16 protein-coding genes are annotated in these 17,929 nt (G+C 72.6%); 3 read left to right on the forward strand and 13 right to left on the reverse strand.

Annotated features, from left to right (window positions below; translation table 11 throughout):
- Positions 1-16 precede the first annotated feature (16 nt).
- The 4 genes from ABXS69_RS08760 to ABXS69_RS08775 all read right to left on the reverse strand — a co-directional run bounded on the left by ABXS69_RS08760 (position 17) and on the right by ABXS69_RS08775 (position 5,549).
- Entirely contained in the window at positions 17-2,878 is a 2,862-nt protein-coding gene (locus ABXS69_RS08760) for a UvrD-helicase domain-containing protein (RefSeq protein ID WP_366181581.1), read from the reverse strand.
- Positions 2,879-3,096: 218 nt separating this feature from the next.
- Positions 3,097-3,927, reverse strand: coding sequence for a hypothetical protein (locus tag ABXS69_RS08765; protein WP_366180295.1), 831 nt, complete (start codon positions 3,925-3,927; stop codon positions 3,097-3,099).
- 136 nt (positions 3,928-4,063) lie between these two features.
- A complete protein-coding gene (locus ABXS69_RS08770; RefSeq protein ID WP_366180296.1) occupies positions 4,064-4,780 on the reverse strand; it encodes a DNA alkylation repair protein in 717 nt (238 codons plus the stop codon).
- Between the two features lie 82 nt (positions 4,781-4,862).
- Positions 4,863-5,549 carry a GntR family transcriptional regulator gene (locus tag ABXS69_RS08775; protein ID WP_366180297.1) on the reverse strand — a complete coding sequence of 229 codons (687 nt, stop codon included), beginning with the start codon at positions 5,547-5,549 and terminating at the stop codon, positions 4,863-4,865.
- 187 nt (positions 5,550-5,736) lie between these two features.
- Here ABXS69_RS08775 and ABXS69_RS08780 point away from each other — a divergent pair, with 187 nt between their 5' ends.
- From ABXS69_RS08780 to ABXS69_RS08790, 3 genes are read left to right on the forward strand one after another with little or no spacing between them, the layout of a single operon-like run.
- Positions 5,737-5,970: a hypothetical protein gene (locus tag ABXS69_RS08780; protein WP_366180298.1), complete on the forward strand. Its 234-nt coding sequence runs from the start codon at positions 5,737-5,739 to the stop codon at positions 5,968-5,970.
- Positions 5,967-6,767 (forward strand): alpha/beta hydrolase, encoded by an 801-nt coding sequence (locus tag ABXS69_RS08785; RefSeq protein WP_366180299.1) that lies wholly within the window; start codon positions 5,967-5,969, stop codon positions 6,765-6,767. Before ABXS69_RS08780 ends, ABXS69_RS08785 begins: the two co-directional genes overlap by 4 nt.
- Positions 6,764-7,678 carry an alpha/beta hydrolase gene (locus ABXS69_RS08790; protein WP_366180300.1) on the forward strand — a complete coding sequence of 305 codons (915 nt, stop codon included), beginning with the start codon at positions 6,764-6,766 and terminating at the stop codon, positions 7,676-7,678. The genes ABXS69_RS08785 and ABXS69_RS08790 overlap by 4 nt, the downstream gene beginning before the upstream one ends.
- A gap of 45 nt (positions 7,679-7,723) precedes the next feature.
- On the opposite strand, the gene prmC is transcribed toward ABXS69_RS08790, so the two are convergent.
- The 9 genes from prmC to thrB all read right to left on the reverse strand — a co-directional run bounded on the left by prmC (position 7,724) and on the right by thrB (position 17,929).
- Positions 7,724-8,605: a peptide chain release factor N(5)-glutamine methyltransferase gene (gene prmC, locus ABXS69_RS08795; RefSeq protein WP_366180301.1), complete on the reverse strand. Its 882-nt coding sequence runs from the start codon at positions 8,603-8,605 to the stop codon at positions 7,724-7,726.
- A gap of 2 nt (positions 8,606-8,607) precedes the next feature.
- Positions 8,608-9,708 carry a peptide chain release factor 1 gene (prfA, locus tag ABXS69_RS08800; RefSeq protein WP_366180302.1) on the reverse strand — a complete coding sequence of 367 codons (1,101 nt, stop codon included), beginning with the start codon at positions 9,706-9,708 and terminating at the stop codon, positions 8,608-8,610.
- Between the two features lie 94 nt (positions 9,709-9,802).
- The gene (gene rpmE / locus ABXS69_RS08805) at positions 9,803-10,015 is read right to left on the reverse strand and encodes a 50S ribosomal protein L31 (protein WP_159522280.1); all 213 of its coding nucleotides are present in this window, start codon (positions 10,013-10,015) and stop codon (positions 9,803-9,805) included.
- A gap of 831 nt (positions 10,016-10,846) precedes the next feature.
- On the reverse strand, positions 10,847-12,850 hold the full coding sequence (gene rho, locus ABXS69_RS08810) for a transcription termination factor Rho (RefSeq protein WP_366180303.1): 2,004 nt from the start codon (positions 12,848-12,850) through the stop codon (positions 10,847-10,849).
- Between the two features lie 276 nt (positions 12,851-13,126).
- The gene (locus tag ABXS69_RS08815; protein ID WP_366180304.1) at positions 13,127-13,906 is read right to left on the reverse strand and encodes a CE1759 family FMN reductase; all 780 of its coding nucleotides are present in this window, start codon (positions 13,904-13,906) and stop codon (positions 13,127-13,129) included.
- Position 13,907: 1 nt separating this feature from the next.
- The gene (locus ABXS69_RS08820) at positions 13,908-15,152 is read right to left on the reverse strand and encodes a CE1758 family FMN-dependent luciferase-like monooxygenase (protein WP_366180305.1); all 1,245 of its coding nucleotides are present in this window, start codon (positions 15,150-15,152) and stop codon (positions 13,908-13,910) included.
- Positions 15,153-15,321: 169 nt separating this feature from the next.
- Positions 15,322-16,107 carry a permease gene (locus tag ABXS69_RS08825; protein ID WP_366180306.1) on the reverse strand — a complete coding sequence of 262 codons (786 nt, stop codon included), beginning with the start codon at positions 16,105-16,107 and terminating at the stop codon, positions 15,322-15,324.
- Positions 16,104-17,033 (reverse strand): TIGR03943 family protein, encoded by a 930-nt coding sequence (locus tag ABXS69_RS08830; protein ID WP_366180307.1) that lies wholly within the window; start codon positions 17,031-17,033, stop codon positions 16,104-16,106. The genes ABXS69_RS08825 and ABXS69_RS08830 overlap by 4 nt, the downstream gene beginning before the upstream one ends.
- A complete protein-coding gene (thrB, locus tag ABXS69_RS08835; RefSeq protein WP_366180308.1) occupies positions 17,030-17,929 on the reverse strand; it encodes a homoserine kinase in 900 nt (299 codons plus the stop codon). The genes ABXS69_RS08830 and thrB overlap by 4 nt, the downstream gene beginning before the upstream one ends.

A 17,929-nucleotide genomic window follows, 5' to 3' on the forward strand; every position in this document is an offset into this window, starting at 1 on the left:
CGGGATGGGGCTCCGATCAGGCCTTGGCCAGGGGCGCCAGGCGAAGCATGAGGCGCTTGACGGCCCGGGCGCCGTCGATGGTGAACTCCACGCGGGCGACCTTCGAGCGGCCGTGTCCCTCCAGGGCGACCACGGTCCCCATGCCGTATGAGTCGTGGCGCACGGCGTCTCCCACCCGCAGGCCCTGAACGGCCGCGGGGAGCTCCTCCTCTCCCCCGCCGCCCGAGGCCTTCTCGCTGCCATCCAGGCGGACCGGGCCGGAGCCCTTCTTCGCGGCGGCGCGCTTGGCGGCCCGGTCCTTGGCGGTCTCCACGCGCCCGATCCTGCCGGTGCGCGCGGGGCGGGCGCCGATCGGGGGCGCGAAATCGTCGTCGTCGGAGCGCCAGGAGCCGCGCGAGCCCCCGTGGCCGATCCCGCCGGCCCCCCAACCGCTCCCCCAGCCGGTGCCGCCCCCGCGCAGGGCGTCCATGGAGGAGGCCAGGCGCTTCCAGTCCATGGTCTCGGGCGGGATGTCGTCGAGGAAGCGAGAAGCGGGCATGGCGGTGGCCTGCCCCCAGGCGGAGCGCACGGCGGCGCGGGTGACGTAGAGCCGCTCGCGCGCGCGGGTGAGCGCCACGTAGGCCAGGCGCCGCTCCTCGGCGAGCTCAGAGTCCTCGGCGAGGGCCCGGGAGTGCGGGAAGGTACCGTCCTCCATGCCGGTGATGAAGACGACCGGGAACTCCAGGCCCTTGGCGGTGTGGACGGTCATGAGGGTGATCTGGCCATGCTCGGCGGCCTCCTCGCCGACGGCGCCCTCGGTGGAGGGGAGCTGATCGGAGTCGGCGACGAGGCTGACGCGCTCCAGGAAGTCGGCGAGGCCCCCCTCGGGGTTGGCGGCCTGGAAATCGGCGGCCACGGAGTGGAGCTCAGCGAGGTTCTCCACGCGGGTGGCGTCCTGGGGGTCATCGGAGGCGCGCAGCTCGGCGAGGTACCCGGAGGCGTCAAGGGCGGAGTCGAGGATGTCGGCGACTCCGTCGCCCGCCGCCCGCTGATGGCGCAGGCCCTCGAGGAGCTCGTGGAAGCGGGTGACCTGGGCGCGGGCGCGGGTGGTCAGGCCCTCGACCGCCGGGGCCCCCTGTGCCTCGGCCTCGGTCAGGCCCGGGCGGGGCGCCCCGGCGGCGTCGGCGATGGCGTCGGAGAAGGACACCCGGTGGCGGGCCCCGTGCTCGACGAGGGCGGCCTCGGCCTTCTCCCCCAGCCCGCGCTTGGGGACGTTGAGGACGCGACGCAGGGAGACGTCGTCGTCCGGGTTGTCCACGGCGCGCAGGTAGGCGATGGCGTCCTTGATCTCGCGCCGCTCGTAGAAGCGGGTGCCGCCGATGACCTTGTAGGGCTGGCCGGCTCGGATGAAGACCTCCTCCAGGGCGCGGGACTGGGCGTTGGTGCGGTAGAAGACCGCGATGTCCCGGGGCCTCACCCCGCCCTCGTCGGCGAGGCGGTCGATCTCGGAGGAGATCCAGCGGGCCTCGTCGTGCTCGGAGTCGGCCACGTAGCCGGTGATGGGGGCGCCGGGGCCGGAGTCGGTGAAGAGGTTCTTGGGGCGGCGCCCGGTGTTGCGCGAGATGACGGCGTTGGCGGCGTCGAGGATGTTCTGGGTGGAGCGGTAGTTCTGCTCCAGCAGGATGGTGCGGGCGCTGGGGTAGTCCTGCTCGAACTCCTCGATGTTGCGGATGGTGGCGCCGCGGAAGGCGTAGATAGACTGGTCGGAGTCCCCCACGACGGTCAGCTCGGCCGGCGGGAGCGCGGAGCCCTCCCCGGAGGTGCCGGGGCCGCCGACGAGCTCGCGCACGAGGATGTACTGGGCGTGGTTGGTGTCCTGGTACTCGTCGACGAGGATGTGGCGGAAACGGCGCCGGTACATCTCCGCCAACGTGGGCTTGGACTGGAGCAGCTGGACCGCGCGCATGATGAGGTCGTCGAAGTCCAGGGCGTTGGCGGAGGCCAGGCGCGAGGCGTAGGCGGTGTAGACCTCGGCCAGGTAGCGCTCGAAGGGGTTGGCGGCGACCGCCTTCTCCGCGTACTCGGCGGGGGTGACGAGCTCGTTCTTGAGGTCGGAGATGCGGTGGGCGAAGGCCTTGGGGGTGAAGCGCTTGGGGTCGATGCCCAGCTCGCGCACGATGAGCGTGATGAGGCGCTGGGAGTCGGCGGCGTCGTAGATGGAGAAGGTGGAGCGCAGGCCGGCAGCCTCGTGCTCGCGGCGCAGGATGCGCACGCAGGCGGAGTGGAAGGTGGAGACCCACATGCGCCCCCCGGCGGGTCCGACGAGCGCGGTGACCCGCTCGCGCATCTCCGCGGCGGCCTTGTTGGTGAAGGTGATCGCGAGGATCTCGCCGGGATGGGCCCGGCCGGTGGCCAGCAGGTGGGCGATGCGGTGGGTCAGGACGCGGGTCTTGCCGCTCCCGGCACCGGCGATGATGAGCAGGGGGGCGCCGGCGTGCGTGACCGCGGACGCCTGGGCGGGGTTGAGGCCCGCGATGAGCCCGTCCGGGCTCCCGACGGCGAGGGGGGAGTCCCAGGCCCGGGCGCCCTGGGCGTGGGGAGCGGCGGTGGCGCCGCCCTCAGCGGCCGCGCGGGCGCGGGCGGTGCCCGCCTGGGCGCGGGCGACGAGATCGGCGACCTCGGCCTGCCGCTCCTCCCAGGTGGGGGCGACGGCGTCGGCGTCCTCCGGCGGGACGGCCTCCTCGGGGTCCGGCACGGCGTCGTCGGAGGGCTCGACGCTGGCCCAGGGGGCATCGTCATCCCAGCCGTCCCAGCCCGGGGCGCTGGGGGCGAGGGAGGGCAGGGCGGCCTCGGCCGGGGGGCGGGGGCCCCGCCCTGGGCCCGTCTGGGCGCCGAGCATGGCCAGGCCGGAGAAGAGGGTGTTCGTCGCGTTGCTCATCGTGGGCACAAGCCTAGGCCAGGGCACTGGCGTGAATCGGGCGCGCCCGCCGCGCTCGGGGCCACGGTGGTGCTCGGCGCTCCGCCGTCGACGGTGGGGGGCGGGGCCGTGATGGCCCCGCCCCCCGGCGAGCACCGACTGATCAGGGTGGGCCGCGGTGGTAGACCGGGTCGCCGCGCTCAGGCGCGGCGGGAGGCCGCCCGCAGGACGATGCCGGCCGTCACGAGGCCGATGGCGAGGACGCCGAGGACCGTGGAGGCGCCCGTACGGGCCAGGGAGCCGGGCTGGGAAGCGGTGGAGCCGGCCGGGACACCGGCGCTGGCGGTGGCGCCGATCGCTCTCGGGGTGGCGCTGACCGGGGCTGCCGGGGCGGAGGGCGCGGCGGACGGGGTCGCCTGGGTGGCGGTGGCCGCGGGGGTCGCGCTGGGGACGGCGGACGCGCTCGGTGCCGCCGAGGCGGAGGGCGCCGCGGACGGGGCGACGCTGGGGGCGGCGTCCTTGGGGGAGGGGCCGGGGGCGGCGGCGTCAGCGCCAGCCTTCGAGGCGGTGACGGTCAGCTTCGCACTGACCTCCGGACGGTCCTTCAGGGAGATCGTGTAGTCGCCAGGCCTCACCTCCTTGCCGACCGTCCACTCAAGAGTGCCGGCGCCCTTGGAGCCGGAGGTCACCTCGCCGACGGCGATGCCGCCGGGGGCCGCGACGACCTCCGACACGTCGCCGGGGGGCAGGCCGGTGACCGTGATGGTGATCGTCTTGCCGACCTCAACGGAGGGGGCGGACAAGGCGATGGCCGGGAACACGATCCTCGCGTCATCGGGGCCCGGCTTGTCCGCGTTGCCGGCGCTGTCGGCGCCGCCCGGGTCGTTGGTCATCGGGGACGCGGCGCTCGGGGTGGTGGTGCCATCACCGGCGCCGCTGACGCTCTCAGCGACGGCGCTCGGGGTGGCCATGAGGCCGAGGGAGAGGAGGGCGGCGGCGCCGCCAGCGGCAAGACGGGGAAGCTTGCTCATTCTGGGATCCTTTGACTCAGGGAATGAGGGTGGCATCATCCTACGGCCGTCCGAGCCCCCGCCGGACCGCTCGCGCGCCCGCGGCCATCATTGATGCCAATACGTCACCTGCGGGGCGCGCGATGACGGGCCCGGGTCACAGGCGCTTGAGGGCCTCGCGGCGGCTGAGCGACGACAGCCCCGGGTGGGCCTGAACGAAGGAGCGCGCCCAGTCGCCGTCGGTGCGGGCGTAGTCGCGCAGCGCCCAACCGATGGCCTTGCGGATGAAGAACTCCGAGTCCTCCTGGTTGGCCTCAATGACGTCAGTCAGCAGGCCCACGTCGGTGCCCGCCTTGCGCTGGAGCTGGCAGATGATCGCACTGCGTCGCACCCACATGTCCGCGTCCACCGCCCAGGCACGCATCCGGGCGGCCGCGGCGGGGTGGGCGCGCACCACGAGGCCCACGGCGCGGGAGGTCTCGTCGACCAGGTCCCACCACTGCCCCGTGCGCAGGAGGTGCTCGTACAGCGCCAGGGACTCCATGCGGTTGGCGTGCGCGGCCGAGTGCCTGGAGCGGATGATCGCCAGGGCGGCGAAGCGCTCCTCACGGTGGGTCGCCCCGTCCCACAGGCGGCGCAGCGCGGCCTCCCAGGTGGTGGCCTCGCGCCAGAGGCCTGGGTGGGCGGCGGCGATCCTCTGGGCGATGCGGCGGCTGGCGGGCACGCCGACGCCGTACATCGGCATCTCGGACTTGAGGTAGGCGCGCTGCCGCTCGGCGCGGGCCGGGTCCCCCGCAGCGGCCAGGGCCTCGCGCAGATCGCTCACGAGGACTCCGATGGTCGCGCCGCTCGGCGCGCGCGAAGGAGTGCTCACGCCTCCACGGTACGCGGATGGTCAACCCATCCCCGCGAAGCGCCCCTCCCGGACCCTCACTCGGGGCGCGGTCGGGGCGGGCTCAGATAGCGAGCTCATACATGTCGCCGCGGTAGAGCGCCACTGTACGCTCAAGGTTCTGCCCGCCTGAGACCTGGGCGGAGACAACCGTCTGCAGACACGGCTCCGCGGGCCCCACCTCAAGCAGCTCCGCCTCGAGCTCGTCTGGGAGCCGGGCGGACACGACCATGCCGGTGCGCTCAATCTCGAGCTGGTACTGCCGCTCGATCAGCTCGTACAACGACCCAGTGAGGTCATATCCGAGAATCTGGGGAAGAATAGCCGCATTGAGGACAGCCGACTCGAACCCGATAGGAATCCCGTCCCCCAGGCGCACGCGCCGCACCTCGACGACGAATCCCCCCTCACCGACGGCGAAGAAGTCGCCCTCAGCCCCATCTAAAGGCGGACGCAGGGTCGCCGAGACGAGTCGACTACTCGCTCGACGCCCCGAGGCCTGCAGCGCCTCGGTGAACGAGGAGGACACGCGAGCCGCCTTGGTCACGCGAGAACGCGCTACGAAGGTGCCCCTCCCAGGCACCCCGCGAAGCATGCCGCTCTCCGTGAGCATCTGCAGCGCGCGACGCACCGTCATCGTTGAGGCGTTGAAGCGTCGAGCCATCTCCTTCTCGGTGGGCAGACGGGCCCCTGGCCCGGCCTCGGCCGCCATCGCCGCGATGGCCTCACGAATCAGCTCATACTTATGCACAACTTCCCCCGCACTCGATAGAGCCGTTCCCCTCCGCCCACCATGGGTGTACCATCAGCACCAATCACCCTATGGTTGGAGACGCTACCATATGGTGACCTGCGAGGCCTCAGCGACAGGCCTGCCAGACGCGAGGCCCCGATCCCCCGACCTCGCCCGGAACCAGCTCAAGGGAGAGTGAGCCCTCATGCAGTCCCCACCACATCGGGGCGGCGCTGTCGCCCAGCGCGACGTCGTGGCACTGGATATCGGCGGCGCCAAGACCAACGCCGCGCCGACGCGCGTCGGTGGAGCAGGCGCGCTCAGGATCCACGCCGTGGCGACCGCGCCGCTGGCCGCCCTCGCCCTCAAGGCCATCCCTGAGGCGCGCGGCAAGACGCTGGTGGGCACCGAGCATGAGCACGTAGGGAGCGAAGCATGACAGAAGCAACTGGGATCGCTTGTATCCGCACTATCAGGGCCGGAGCGCCTCAACTGATCCTCAATCACGGCGTCACCGACAACGCGGCATCACTAGTGGCCGCGCACCGGCACTGGCGGAGCGACTACGATGTCACGTCGATCGATGTGCGCGGGCACGGCGCCTCCTCCCATTTCAGCCCCGTGCAGCTGGAAGATCCGATCGGGGTCATGGTCGAGGACCTCATCACCATCCTTGAGGGCCGCCAGCACGATACCGCGCTGATTCTGATCGGCCACTCGATGGGTGGCGCGGTCTCCGCCGCCGCCGCCGCTCGCCGTCCGGATCTCGTCGACGCGCTCGTGCTGGAGGATCCCGCCTGGCTCTCCGAGAGCCAGAGGACCTCTTACCGCGAGGAGGCCCCAGCGCTGACCGCGCGCATGGCATGGATGTCAGATCACCCTGGCGAGGCACTGGCCGAGAACCGGAAGAGCTACCCGGCGTGGGACGTTGAGGAGTCCTGCGCATGGTTGCAAGGCAAGATCCAAGTGGATCGAGACTTCGCCCGCACCGGCATCGTCTCCCCTGGCACCTCCTGGGCGGAGACGGCATCGTCCCTGGCCATGCCCACGCTCCTGGTGACGTCCGACGGCGACGACGTCCTCATCGGTCCTTCCGGGCTGGAGAAGGTTCAATCGCTCGGCAACGCCAAGATCCGCACGGCCATGGTTCCTGGCGCGTCGCACTGCGTGCGCCGCGACCAGTCCGAGGGCTTCTACGCGGTCTGCGACTCGTTCCTGAAGGAGGTGGCGTCGTGACTCTCGACCCCACCCGCCTCATTGATCCTGAGGTGTTGAAGGCGGCAGCGGACGTTCCGCCGCAGACCGCCTGGGATCCACTGACGATGCGCGCAGCCGGGGCGGCGATCCTCGATCATGAGACCCCGGTCCCTGACGGGATCACTCGCACGATCCTCACCGTGCCGAGCGGCAGCGAGGAGGTGGAGCTGAGGGTTCACGCCCCGCGGCACGGCGCGAATGCTGTCATCCTGTCTATTCATGGTGGTGGTTTCGTCTCCGGCCAGGCCATGTATGACGACGCCTGGAACGCCACTCTGGCCTCTCGTACCGGCGCGACAGTCGTGAGCCCGAACTATCGACTCGCCCCGGAGGCTCCTTTCCCGACTCCTCTCGACGACTGCACTGCCGCGTGGACATGGATGACCACGCATTATCCTGAGGCGACGTGGATCGCTTACGGCGACTCCGCTGGAGGGAACCTGACCGCGGGGCTGACTCTTCGTTGCCGAGACACCGGCGCCTCCATGCCGGACCATGTGTTCCTCATTGAGCCGGTTCTCGACGACCGTCTCAATACGGCCTCGATGCGGAGCGCCACCAGCACGGCCGTCTGGGACCTGCCGAACGCGACCGCCTCATGGTCAGCGTATCTTGGCGATCATGATCCGACGCCTCACGCGGCCCCCGCCAGGGAGGCCGATCTCTCAGGGTTCCCGCCGACGTTCCTTCTCGTGAACCAGTGCGACCCCCTCATGGATGAGGATCTCGCTTTCGCCAGGGCCCTGACTGAGGCGAACGTCCCAACCGAGGCGGTCCTGCTTCCCGGGACCTGCCATGGAATCCTCGGTCTCAACGGACCAAGGGTCGCCGAACGGGCACGGGAGCTGGTTCTCGGACGACTGGCTGATCTCATTGGCGCCAGGGCATGAGTGACACGGTCTAAGCGCTCCGCAGCGTCGAAGCGCTGGCGGCGCTCACCGAGCGGCCCGCAGGTAGCGGTCCCGGCCAGTGAGGTCGCGTCCCGTGGAGGCCTCGCCGAAACCGGCGGCCAGCGCCGCCTCGCGCAGTGCCGGTCCCTGTCCGGCGTCGTGCTCCATGACGAGCAGGCCGCCGGGCCGCAGCAGCGCGGCAGCCCGGCGGACGAGCGCGGTGGGCGTCTCAAGGCCATCGGCTCCCCCGCCGTAGAGGGCCAGGTCCGGGTCGTGCTCGGCGGTCTCGGCGTCCTCCACGGCTCCCGCGGGCACATACGGCGGATTGGAGACGACGACGTCGACCCGGCCATCCAGCTCCGCCAGCGCGCCCGGCGCCATCGCATCGGCCCGCAGGACCTCCACGCGCCCGGGTACCAGGCGCTCGCAGTTCTCGCGCGCCAGTCCGACCGCGACCTCATCAATCTCGACGGCTGCCACTCGCGCCGTCGGCACCTCGGCGGCGACAGCGATGGCGATGGCTCCACTGCCCGCGCACAGGTCGACGACGAGCGGCGCCCGGCCGGAGCCGACGGCGGCGCGGGCCGCCTCGATCGCGGCGCCAGCGACGACCTCGGTCTCAGGGCGGACGATGAACACCCCCGGTCGGCACACCAGCTCCAGGCCCCGGAACCACATGGCGCCCGTCAGGCGCTGGAGAGGCACGCGCGCGGCGCGCCGCTCGATCAGGTCCTGAAAGGCCTCCACCTGTTCGGCGCTCGCGCCGTCGCGCATCACGAGAGACCCTCCCACCACGTGCTCGGCCAGCGCCCGGGCGTCATGCTCCGGCGAGCTCACACCCGCTTCCCCCAGCCTGAGGCCCGCCTCGCGCACCACCCGCCGAAACTGGAAGCGGTCCAGCGCCTCGGGGTCGCCCCCGGTGCTCACGGTCACGCCTGGTCCCCGACGGCCGCCAGGCGCTCGGCCTCGTCGAGGGCGATGGCCGAGTCGATGACGGGCCCCAGGTCGCCGTCGAGGACGGCGTCCAGGTTGTAGGCCTTGTAGCCGGTGCGGTGGTCGGCGATGCGGTTCTCGGGGAAGTTGTAGGTGCGGATGCGCTCGGAGCGGTCCACGGTGCGCACCTGGGAGCGGCGGGCCTCAGCGGCCTCGGCCGCCGCGGCGGCGGCGCGCTCGGCCAGCAGGCGGGAGCGCAGGACCCGCAGCGCGGCCTCCCTGTTCTGCAACTGGGACTTCTCGTTCTGCATGGACACGACGATGCCGGTGGGCAGGTGGGTCAGGCGCACGGCCGAATCGGTGGTGTTGACGGACTGGCCGCCAGGGCCCGACGAGCGGAAGACGTCGACGCGCAGGTCGGCCGGATCAATCTCGAGCTCACCGGGGTCATCGGACTCCGGCATGACGAGGACCCCCGCGGCGGAGGTGTGAATGCGGCCCTGGCTCTCAGTGACGGGGACGCGCTGGACCCGGTGGACGCCGCCCTCATACTTCAGGCGGGCCCATGCCCCGTCAGCGGGCTCGACGGCGCCGCGCGCCCGGACGGCCAGGCGGATGTCCTTGTAACCGCCCAGGTCGGAGTCAGTGGCGTCCATGATGGTGACGCTCCACCCCATGCGCTCGGCGTAGCGGGTGTACATCCGGGCCAGGTCGGAGGCGAAGAGCGCGGATTCCTCACCGCCCTCACCGGCCTTGACCTCGATGATGACGTCGCGGGCGTCGTCGGGGTCGCGGGGGACGAGTACGCGGCGCAGGCAGTCGGCGGCCTCGGCCTCGGCGGCCTCGAGGACGGGGAGCTCGTCGGCGATCTCGGCGGCGAAGTCGGGGTCGGCGGCGGCGAGCTCGGCGGCGTCATCCAGGTCGGCCCGCGCGACCGCCCAGGCGCGGTGCGCGGCGACGACCTGCCCGAGCTCGGCATAGCGCCGCCCGAGGCGCCGCATGACGGCGGGATCTGCCGCGGCGGGCCCGGCCATCTCCACCTCCAGCCGGGCGTGCTCGGCGAGCAGCGGCTCGACGGCGCTGAAGTCCTCGCTCATAGTGGTCCTCTCGGGGCGGAAAGCGGATGGCCGGGATGTGACGACGCCGGCGCCGGGCTCGCGGGGAGCCGGGCGCCGGCGTCGGTCAGGATGCTTACTTCTTGCGCTTGCCGTAGCGGGCCTCGAAGCGGGCGACGCGGCCGCCGGTGTCGAGGATCTTCTGCTTGCCCGTGTAGAACGGGTGGCAGGCGGAGCAGACGTCGGCGCGGATCTCGCCAGCGGTGACGGTGGAGCGAGTCTCAAAGGTGTTGCCACAGGTGCAGGTGACCGTGGTGGCCACGTACTCGGGGTGAATGCCCTGCTTCATAGGTGTCTCCTTCAGCGATCAGAGGGTCCCGGGTCCCGCGCGGCGGCGCAGGTGAACCGGAGGCCGTGGGTGATTATGCCGCCGCGCGCCCCGGTGGCACAACGCGGCGGCCAGTGAGGCCGGGCACCCGGGGCTGACGCCCCCTCGGGCGCTGCCCTCAAGTCGTTGGCCGCGCTCGCCCACGGCCCGGGGACCGCCCCGAGGCCGCGCCAGCGCGATCGCGCCGCCGCCACCAGCGTCTCCGCGCCTACCGCCATGGCGTCAACCCCCGCATCGCCATCCACCCCACGACCTACTGCCGTGGCATCAGTACCGGAGCAGTCCCAAGAGCTCACCAAACCGGCAGTCACCTACGCCCTAGCAGCGGCAGTGGGAGCGGGGGTCGCAGCGATGGGGAGTCATATCGAGGGAAGCTGGGCCGCTGCGGCTTCCAGTCATCTCGGCCATAGGAATTGCATCAAGCCCCACTATCGGCTGTCCCCGACTGACGTCGAATACGGGGCGAAGGATGCTGCTGGAGCGGTTCCCACGAGCTCGATCCACGTTCACGCAAGCCGTTCGCCCCGCGTCCCTCATGAGCCCGAGTGATCTGGCCGAGCTCGGGACCGCGGGGATCGTCTGCATCATCCCCAGGGCGGCGGGCGTCATCGTCATCCTCGGCGGCGAGATCGCCCTGCGGCGCCACCTCGTCGCCAAGGAGGTGAGGCTTCCGCCGAGGTGCCTGAGCGCGGCACCCGCGTCACTGACGCGCGGAACGGGCCCGCGGCCTCGGGATAGAGGCTGCGGGCCCATTCCGCGCGAGCCCCGCCCAACCAGGGGCTCGTCAGCGCGTCACTCCCCGTCGTCGGCGTCCGCCAAGGACGCGCCCGACGGCGTCGTCTTGGAGATGACCATGAGGAACTCGGCGTTGGACTGGGTGTCCTTGAGCTTGGAGAGCACGAGCTCGAGGGCCTGCTGCTGCTCCAGGCCCGCGAAGAGGCGGCGCAGGCGCCACATGATCTTCAGCTGGGCCGGGTCGATGAGCAGTTCTTCGCGGCGCGTGCCCGAGGCGGCCACATCCACGGCGGGGAAGATGCGCTTGTCGGCGAGCTGGCGGGAGAGCTTGAGCTCCATGTTGCCGGTGCCCTTGAACTCCTCGAAGATGACCTCGTCCATCTTCGAGCCGGTCTCCACCAGCGCTGTGGCCAGGATCGTCAGGCTCCCGCCGTTCTCCACATTGCGCGCGGCGCCGAAGAAGCGCTTGGGCGGGTAGAGCGCCGCGGCGTCGACACCACCGGACAGGATGCGGCCGGAGACGGGCGCGGCGAGGTTGTAAGCGCGACCCAGGCGGGTGATGGAGTCAAGGAGCACGACGACGTCCTGCCCGAGCTCCACGAGGCGCTTGGCGCGCTCGATGGCCAGCTCGGCGACGATCGTGTGGTCCGAGGCCGGGCGGTCGAAGGTGGAGGCGATGACCTCGCCCTTGACCGTGCGCTGCATGTCGGTGACCTCCTCGGGGCGCTCGTCGACGAGCACGACCATGAGATGGGCCTCCGGGTTGTTCACCGCGATGGCGTTGGCGATCTGCTGAAGGACGATCGTCTTGCCCGCCTTGGGCGGAGAGACGATGAGCCCGCGCTGGCCCTTCCCGATCGGGGAGACGAGGTCGATCACGCGCGGCGTGACGGCCTTCGGCGTGGTCTCCAGGCGCAGCTGCTCCTGCGGGTAGAGGGGGGTCAGCTTGGCGAACTCCGGGCGGCGCTTGGATCGCTCGGGATCCATGCCGTTGATCGTCTCCACGGAGACCAGGGGGTTGTACTTGACGCGGCCGGCGCGGTTCTGCCGCCGGTTCTGGCGCCCACCGTGACCGCTCCCGACCTGAGCCGACTCGCCGCCCTCGCGGACCCAGCCGGAGACGGCGTCGCCCGGGCGCAGGCCGTGCTCCTTGAGCTGGGCGGCTGAGACGTAGACGTCCTTCGGGCCGGGCAGGTAGCCGGAGGTGCGCAGGTAGGCGTGGTTGGGGTCGGAGGCGTCGAGGATGCCGGCCACGGGGAGCAGGACCTCGTCCTCGCGGGGGGCGCGCTGCCGGCCCTGCTGCTGGTTGCGGCTGTCGCGGCCGTCCCCCTCGTCGTCGTAGCGGTCGCGGCCGCGCTTGCGGCCCCGACGACGGCGCCCGGGCCGGCCCTCGTCCTCCCCATCGCGGCCCTCGCGCTCAGGGCGGTCGTCGCGGCGGCCGCGCTCAGCGGGCTCGACGGCGGGGGTGCCGGTGACGTCGGCCAGGTCTCGCATGAGGGCGGCCTTGGCGTCGAGGTGGTCCTCGGGGGAATCGGGGGCGTCGGCGGGGCGCTGGTCGCGCTCGGCGCGGCGACGGCGGCGCGAGCCCTCCTCGGGGCGATCCAGCCGCTCGCCGCGATCAGCGCGGTCGGCGCGCTCGCGACGAGGGCGGAACCCGCTGTCGGAGCCCTGCGCGGGGGCATCCTCGCCGCTCTCCGATCGGGCGGGGAGGTCGAGCTCGAGGGAGACCGGGGCGTCGCTCGGGGCTCCGGCGGCGGCGGTGGCACGACGACGGCGCGGACGGGAGGGGCCCTGCGAGGGGGCCTCGGCGGAGGCGGCGGCCGACCCCGCGGCGCTCGCCGGTTGAGGAGCGCCCGCCTGCTCGGGGGCGGGGGCCGCGCCGTCCTTGGCGCTGGGAGCGGTCGATGCCTGCGCCGCGGAGGCGCCGACGTCACGGATCGCGGCGACGAGCTCGCTCTTGCGCATGCGGGAGGTGCCCTTGAGCCCCATTGAGGAGGCGAGCCGCTGCAGCTCGGCCAGGCGCATGGCAGTCAGGGCGGGGGCGCTGGAAGTCTCAGTCACGAGTGTCCTCATGGTGTGGCGCGCGCGATGGCTGCGCGCGGATAGGGGGAAATCCCGGATTCATTCACGGGAGAGGTGATGCACTGCGCGGCGCCTGGGTGTTCCCTCGGTCCGGTGGTTCAGTGCTCGCGGCGGGCTGGCTGCGTCGCCACGGGGAGGCGCTATGGCTCGGCCGCTGCACGCAGCATAGCAGGGATCGGCGGCCATCCCCAGCGCGACCACCAACACGCGTCGAGTCCGGGCCGAGGCCTCCCTCGCGCCATCGGGCGAGAGCGCTCAGGAGACGCCGCCCGCCGCATCCCCGCCGCGCGGCCGCCCCGGCAGGAGGTCGGCCATCGGAGTGAAGTCCGCGAGCGCGTCCACCGGGGCCTGGCGGCTCAGCCGCGTCATGAGATCCGCGAGCTCCTCCCCCGCCCGGGCGACCCGATCAACCAGGGGAGCCCCCCGGTGGGGGCCGTCGCCGTCGGAGCCCTCGGCCCATGCGGCACCGAAGTCCTCACTGGCGGCGAGGACAGCGAGCGTCGTCGGGCGGGCCTTGAGGTAGGTGAACAGTGGCCGGAGGGCCATCTCGGTGACGAGGCTGTGCCGCGCGGTGCCGGCGGTGGCGCCCATGAGGACGGGCGCGTCGCGCAGGGCACCGTCGGGCATGACGTCGAAGAATCCTTTGAACAGGCCCGTGTAGGAGCCCTGGAAGACGGGACTGACCGCGACGATGCCATCGGCCGAGGAGAGCGAGTCGATGGCGGACTGGAGCCCTGCGCTGATCGGGCCCCCAACCCCGGCCAGCGCGATATCAGCCGCCAGTGGCCGCAGCGCGATGACCTCGGTGGTAGCCAACCGCGCTCGCGACTCCAGGGCGGCGCGCGCGGCCTCCACGAGGCGCTCGGCGAGCATCGCGGAGGTCGACGGCGCCCCCAGGCCCGCGTGGACGGCGACGATCCGGGGGATGCGGTCCATCTGCGCGCGCTCGTAGGCGTCGGACATCTCGCCGTACTCCCCGACGGGAGCGGGACGCCTCGCCCCCTGCCTCCGCGCGCCGCGAGGCGTCTCACTCATGTCAGATCCTCACCTTCCGGCCCGTGAGCGGGTCGAAGTCGTTCACGAGCCCGAAGGGCTCCTCGGCAGGGGGCTCCACGCCGGTGAGGGCGGCCTCGTGACGGGGGTGGAGCGGGGCGTCGGGGACGCCGTCGGGGCGGGAGCCCTCGAGCTCGGCTCGCAGGGCGGGCACGATCCGGGTGCCCAGGATCTCGAGCTGCGCCATGACGACGGAGTGCGGGACCCCGCCGGCGTCGATGAGGAAGCCCTGGCGCTGGTAGTCGCCAACGGCGTCGCGATAGGTGAGGTAGCGCTCGACGATCTGCTCGGGAGTGCCGACCGTCAGCGGGGTGCGGGCGGTCATGTCCTCCAGGGAGGCCCCCTGGTAGACGTAGCTGGAGCGGAAGTAGGGGGTGTAGCGCTCGATAGCCGCGGCCTCTGACTCTGCGGCGAAGAACTGGCCGCCCAGGCCGACGAGGGCGTGCTCAGCCCTGCCGTGGCCGTAGTGCTCGAAGCGCTGCCGGTAGAGGTCGACCATCCTCCTGGTGTGGTCCAGGGGCCAGAAGATGTTGTTGTGGAAGTAGCCGTCGCCGTAGTAGGCGGCCTGCTCGGCTATCTGGGGCGAGCGGATGGACCCGTGCCACACGAAGGGGGCGGCGCCGTCGAGAGGACGGGGCATGGAGGTGAAGTCGGTCAGCGGTGTGCGGAACTCCCCCTCCCAGTCCACGTTGGTCTCGCGCCACAGGCGGCGCAGGAGGTCGTAGTTCTCCACCGCGAGCGAGATGCCCTTGCGGACGTCCTTCCCGAACCAGGGGTAGACGGGGCCGGTGTTGCCCCGGCCCATCATGAGGTCCACCCGGCCGTCGGCGACGTGCTGGAGGTAGGCGTACTCCTCGGCCAGGCGCACGGGGTCGTTCGTGGTGATGAGGGTGGTGGCGGTGGACAGGAGGAGGCGGGATGTGCGCGCGGCGATATTGCCCAGCAGCGTCACCGGGGAGGAGGGGACGAAGGGCGGGTTGTGATGCTCACCGGTGCCGAAGAAGTCGAGGCCGAGCTGCTCGGCGGCCACGGCCATCTCGATGGTGTTCTTGATGCGCTGGTGCTCACTGGGCGCGCGCCCGGTGGCGGGGTCGGCGACGATCTCGCCGACGGTGAAGATGCCGAAGTGCATCCGGTGGCGGGGCGCGGGGGCCTGGGCGGCCCGGGGCTGGCGGTCGACGGCGGTTGTCGCGGGCGCCGCGCCCGGGGTGATCTGCTCGCTGCTCATGGCGCTGTCCTTTCACGGCTCTCACGCCTGCGCGTGATGGCTCGACTCTACTCCAGTTAGTTGAGAGTGCAACTACTTGAGGGGTGCCTCGATCACCCCGCCAGCCGTCTCCGAACCGGTCTCGCTCCGTTTTTCGACCGGTCTCGCTCCGTTTTTCGACCGGTCTCGCTCAGAGGAGGAGGAGGCCGACGGCGAGGGCGCAGATCATGGCGGCGCCCAGCGCGAGCGGGACGAAGCGGGCCACGAAGCGCCGCCCGAAGGCGCCGTACTGCATGGCCATGAGCTTGAGATCCACCATGGGGCCGACCACGAGGAAGCCACCGGCCTCCAGCAGGTCGTGCGCGGCCGCCGCCCGGAAGGCGTCCAGCCTGCCAGCGCCCCCGTGCGCGCCACTGGCGAGGGACTCCCCACGACCCGCGCCCTCCGCGCCCAGGGCGAGGCGGGCGTCGCCGTCGAGAACGATCCAGGCCCAGCCCACGAGCACCGCGGCGAGGAGCGAGGCGGCCAGGCGGGCGATCGGCATGCTGGGCGAGCCCTGGTAGGCCACGGCGGTGGACACGAGCACGATGGGGTTGATCGCGGGACTGGCCAGGAGGAAGGCCAGGGCCGCGGCGGGCGGGACTCCGCGATTGATGAGCGAGCGGGCCACCGGCACGGAGCCGCACTCGCAGCCCGGCAGGAGGGCGCCGGCCCCTGCGGCCACCGGGACCGCGAGGGCGGGGCTGGACGGCGCGGCCCGGCGCAGCAGGCGGACGGGAACGAGCGCGGAGAGCGCGGCGGAGACCAGCACTCCCAGCAGGAGGAAGGGCAAGGCCTGAACCGTGATGGCCACGACGATGGTCGCCCAGGAGCTCGCGGCGCCGTCGAGCCCTGCCGGGACGGGGGTCTGGGGAGCCGGGGATCCCAGGGCGGCGGGAGCGCTCAGCGCCGCAACCGCCGCACCCGCAGCGCTCACAGGTAGGGCTCCTCGGGCTGGGGGATCTCGCTGAGGCGCTCGACGTCGATCGCGGGCCCGCCCCCGTCCTCGACAACGGTGCCGGTCACCGCGTACCAGTCGTCGGCGCGCAGGGCGCCGACGTCGGCGCCGAAGACCTGCCCGCCGCCGACGCGCAACCCCACATGGTAGGGCACGGCGTCGGCAGCGCAGCAGATGATCTGGAAGCGGCCCAGGAGCCAGCCGCCCTCCCCGTCGGGGGCGGCGAACCCGATCACGGTCACGCGCTCGCCGAGGAGCTCCCCGCGGCGCGCCGAGTCCCAGTACTGGCCGAGCTCGGCCAGGGTGAGCGTGTTGTCCGCGCCGGGGTCGAGGTCGGGCAGCGCGGCGGCGCGCCGGCCGGCGCGCGCGGCCAGGTCGATGCGCTCACCGGTCCAGGCGTTGACGGCCACCGCGCCACCGGCCTCGCCGTGGGCGACTGCCGCCCTTCCCCCGCCCACGGCGGTGGAGGTGAGCAGGGCGCTCCCCAGCGGCGCGGGCGAGGCGGCCGCCAGGGCTGCGGGCAGGAGGAGCAGCCAGGAGGCCGCCCGCGGGCCGTGGGCGCCGGGGCCCCGCCGTCGTGCGCCGCGCAGCGCCCAGAGGCTCCAGGCCGCGAGGGCGAGGAGGAGGACGGCGGTCAGGCCGAGCACGGGGGTGAGCAGCGGCTGGACGTAGTGGTGGCTGCGCCCGGAGAGGACGAGCGCTCCCAGGAGGAGCCCGAGGATGAGGATGATGACGGCGCCGGCAGCCTCTCCCGCGCGGGAGGAGGCGCCCCCGCGCCCCGGGCCGCGCGAGGCCGCCTCCCCTCCCCCGGGCGCCGTGGGGCAACCGGTCTCGATGCCGTTTTCGACCGGTCTCGGAGAGAGGGGGGCGGGGGCCTGAGCGCGGTCGGCCACGGGGCTGCTCACAGGAGGCGGGCGCCCTGGGTGTCGATGCCGGGGGTCAGGACCTGCCAGCCGTGCTGCTCCAGGGTGAAGCGGGTCTGGTCGGCCAGGCGCGCCAGGACCAGCACGGTGGGGCCGGCCCCCGAGATGACCGCCGGGTAGCCCTGCTCGCGCAGGGAGTTCATGACGGCCATGGAGCCGGGCAGGACATCGCGGCGGTACTCCTGGTGCAGACGGTCCTCCGTGCCCGCCATGAGCAGGTCGGGGCGACCGGCGAGGGCCAGCATGAGGACCGCGGCCCGGGAGGTGTTGAACAGCGCGTCGGCTCGGGGCACCGAGTCCGGCAGGACCCGGCGGGCCTCCTCGGTGGACAGGCGGGTGGCCGGGGGAGGCACGAGGAGCGTCACAGGCAGGGAGCCGTCCACGGGCATGGGGGCGGAGCGGGGGGTCCCGTCGGCCTCGATCCAGGCCACCGTGGCGCCGCCGTAGACGGCGGGGGCGACGTTGTCCGGATGTCCTTCGAAGCGCGTGGCCAGGGAGAAGACGGCGTCAAGGGGCAGGGCCTGGGGGTCTGAGAGCAGGCCTCGGGCGAGCATGAGGCCGGCGACGGCGGCGCTCGCCGAGGAGCCGAGCCCCCCGCCGTGGGGGATGCGGTTGACGCAGCGCATCTCGAAGCCCGCCTGGGGGGCGCCCGCGGCCTCGAGCCCGGCTCGCAGGGCCCGCACGACGAGGTTGTCGTCATCCGTGGGGACGACGCCCTCGCCCACGCCCTCCACGCGCACGCTCGTGGCGCCGATGACGGGGCGGACGCTGACCTCGTCGTGGAAGCGGAAGGCCATGCCGAAGGAGTCGAAGCCCGGCCCCATGTTGGCGGTGGTCGCGGGGACGCGGACCCGCGCCTCCTCATGGGCGATGCGCAT

Source organism: Actinomyces timonensis, assembly GCF_040702965.1.
In the GTDB taxonomy this organism is placed as follows: Bacteria; Actinomycetota; Actinomycetes; order Actinomycetales; family Actinomycetaceae; genus Actinomyces; species Actinomyces timonensis_A.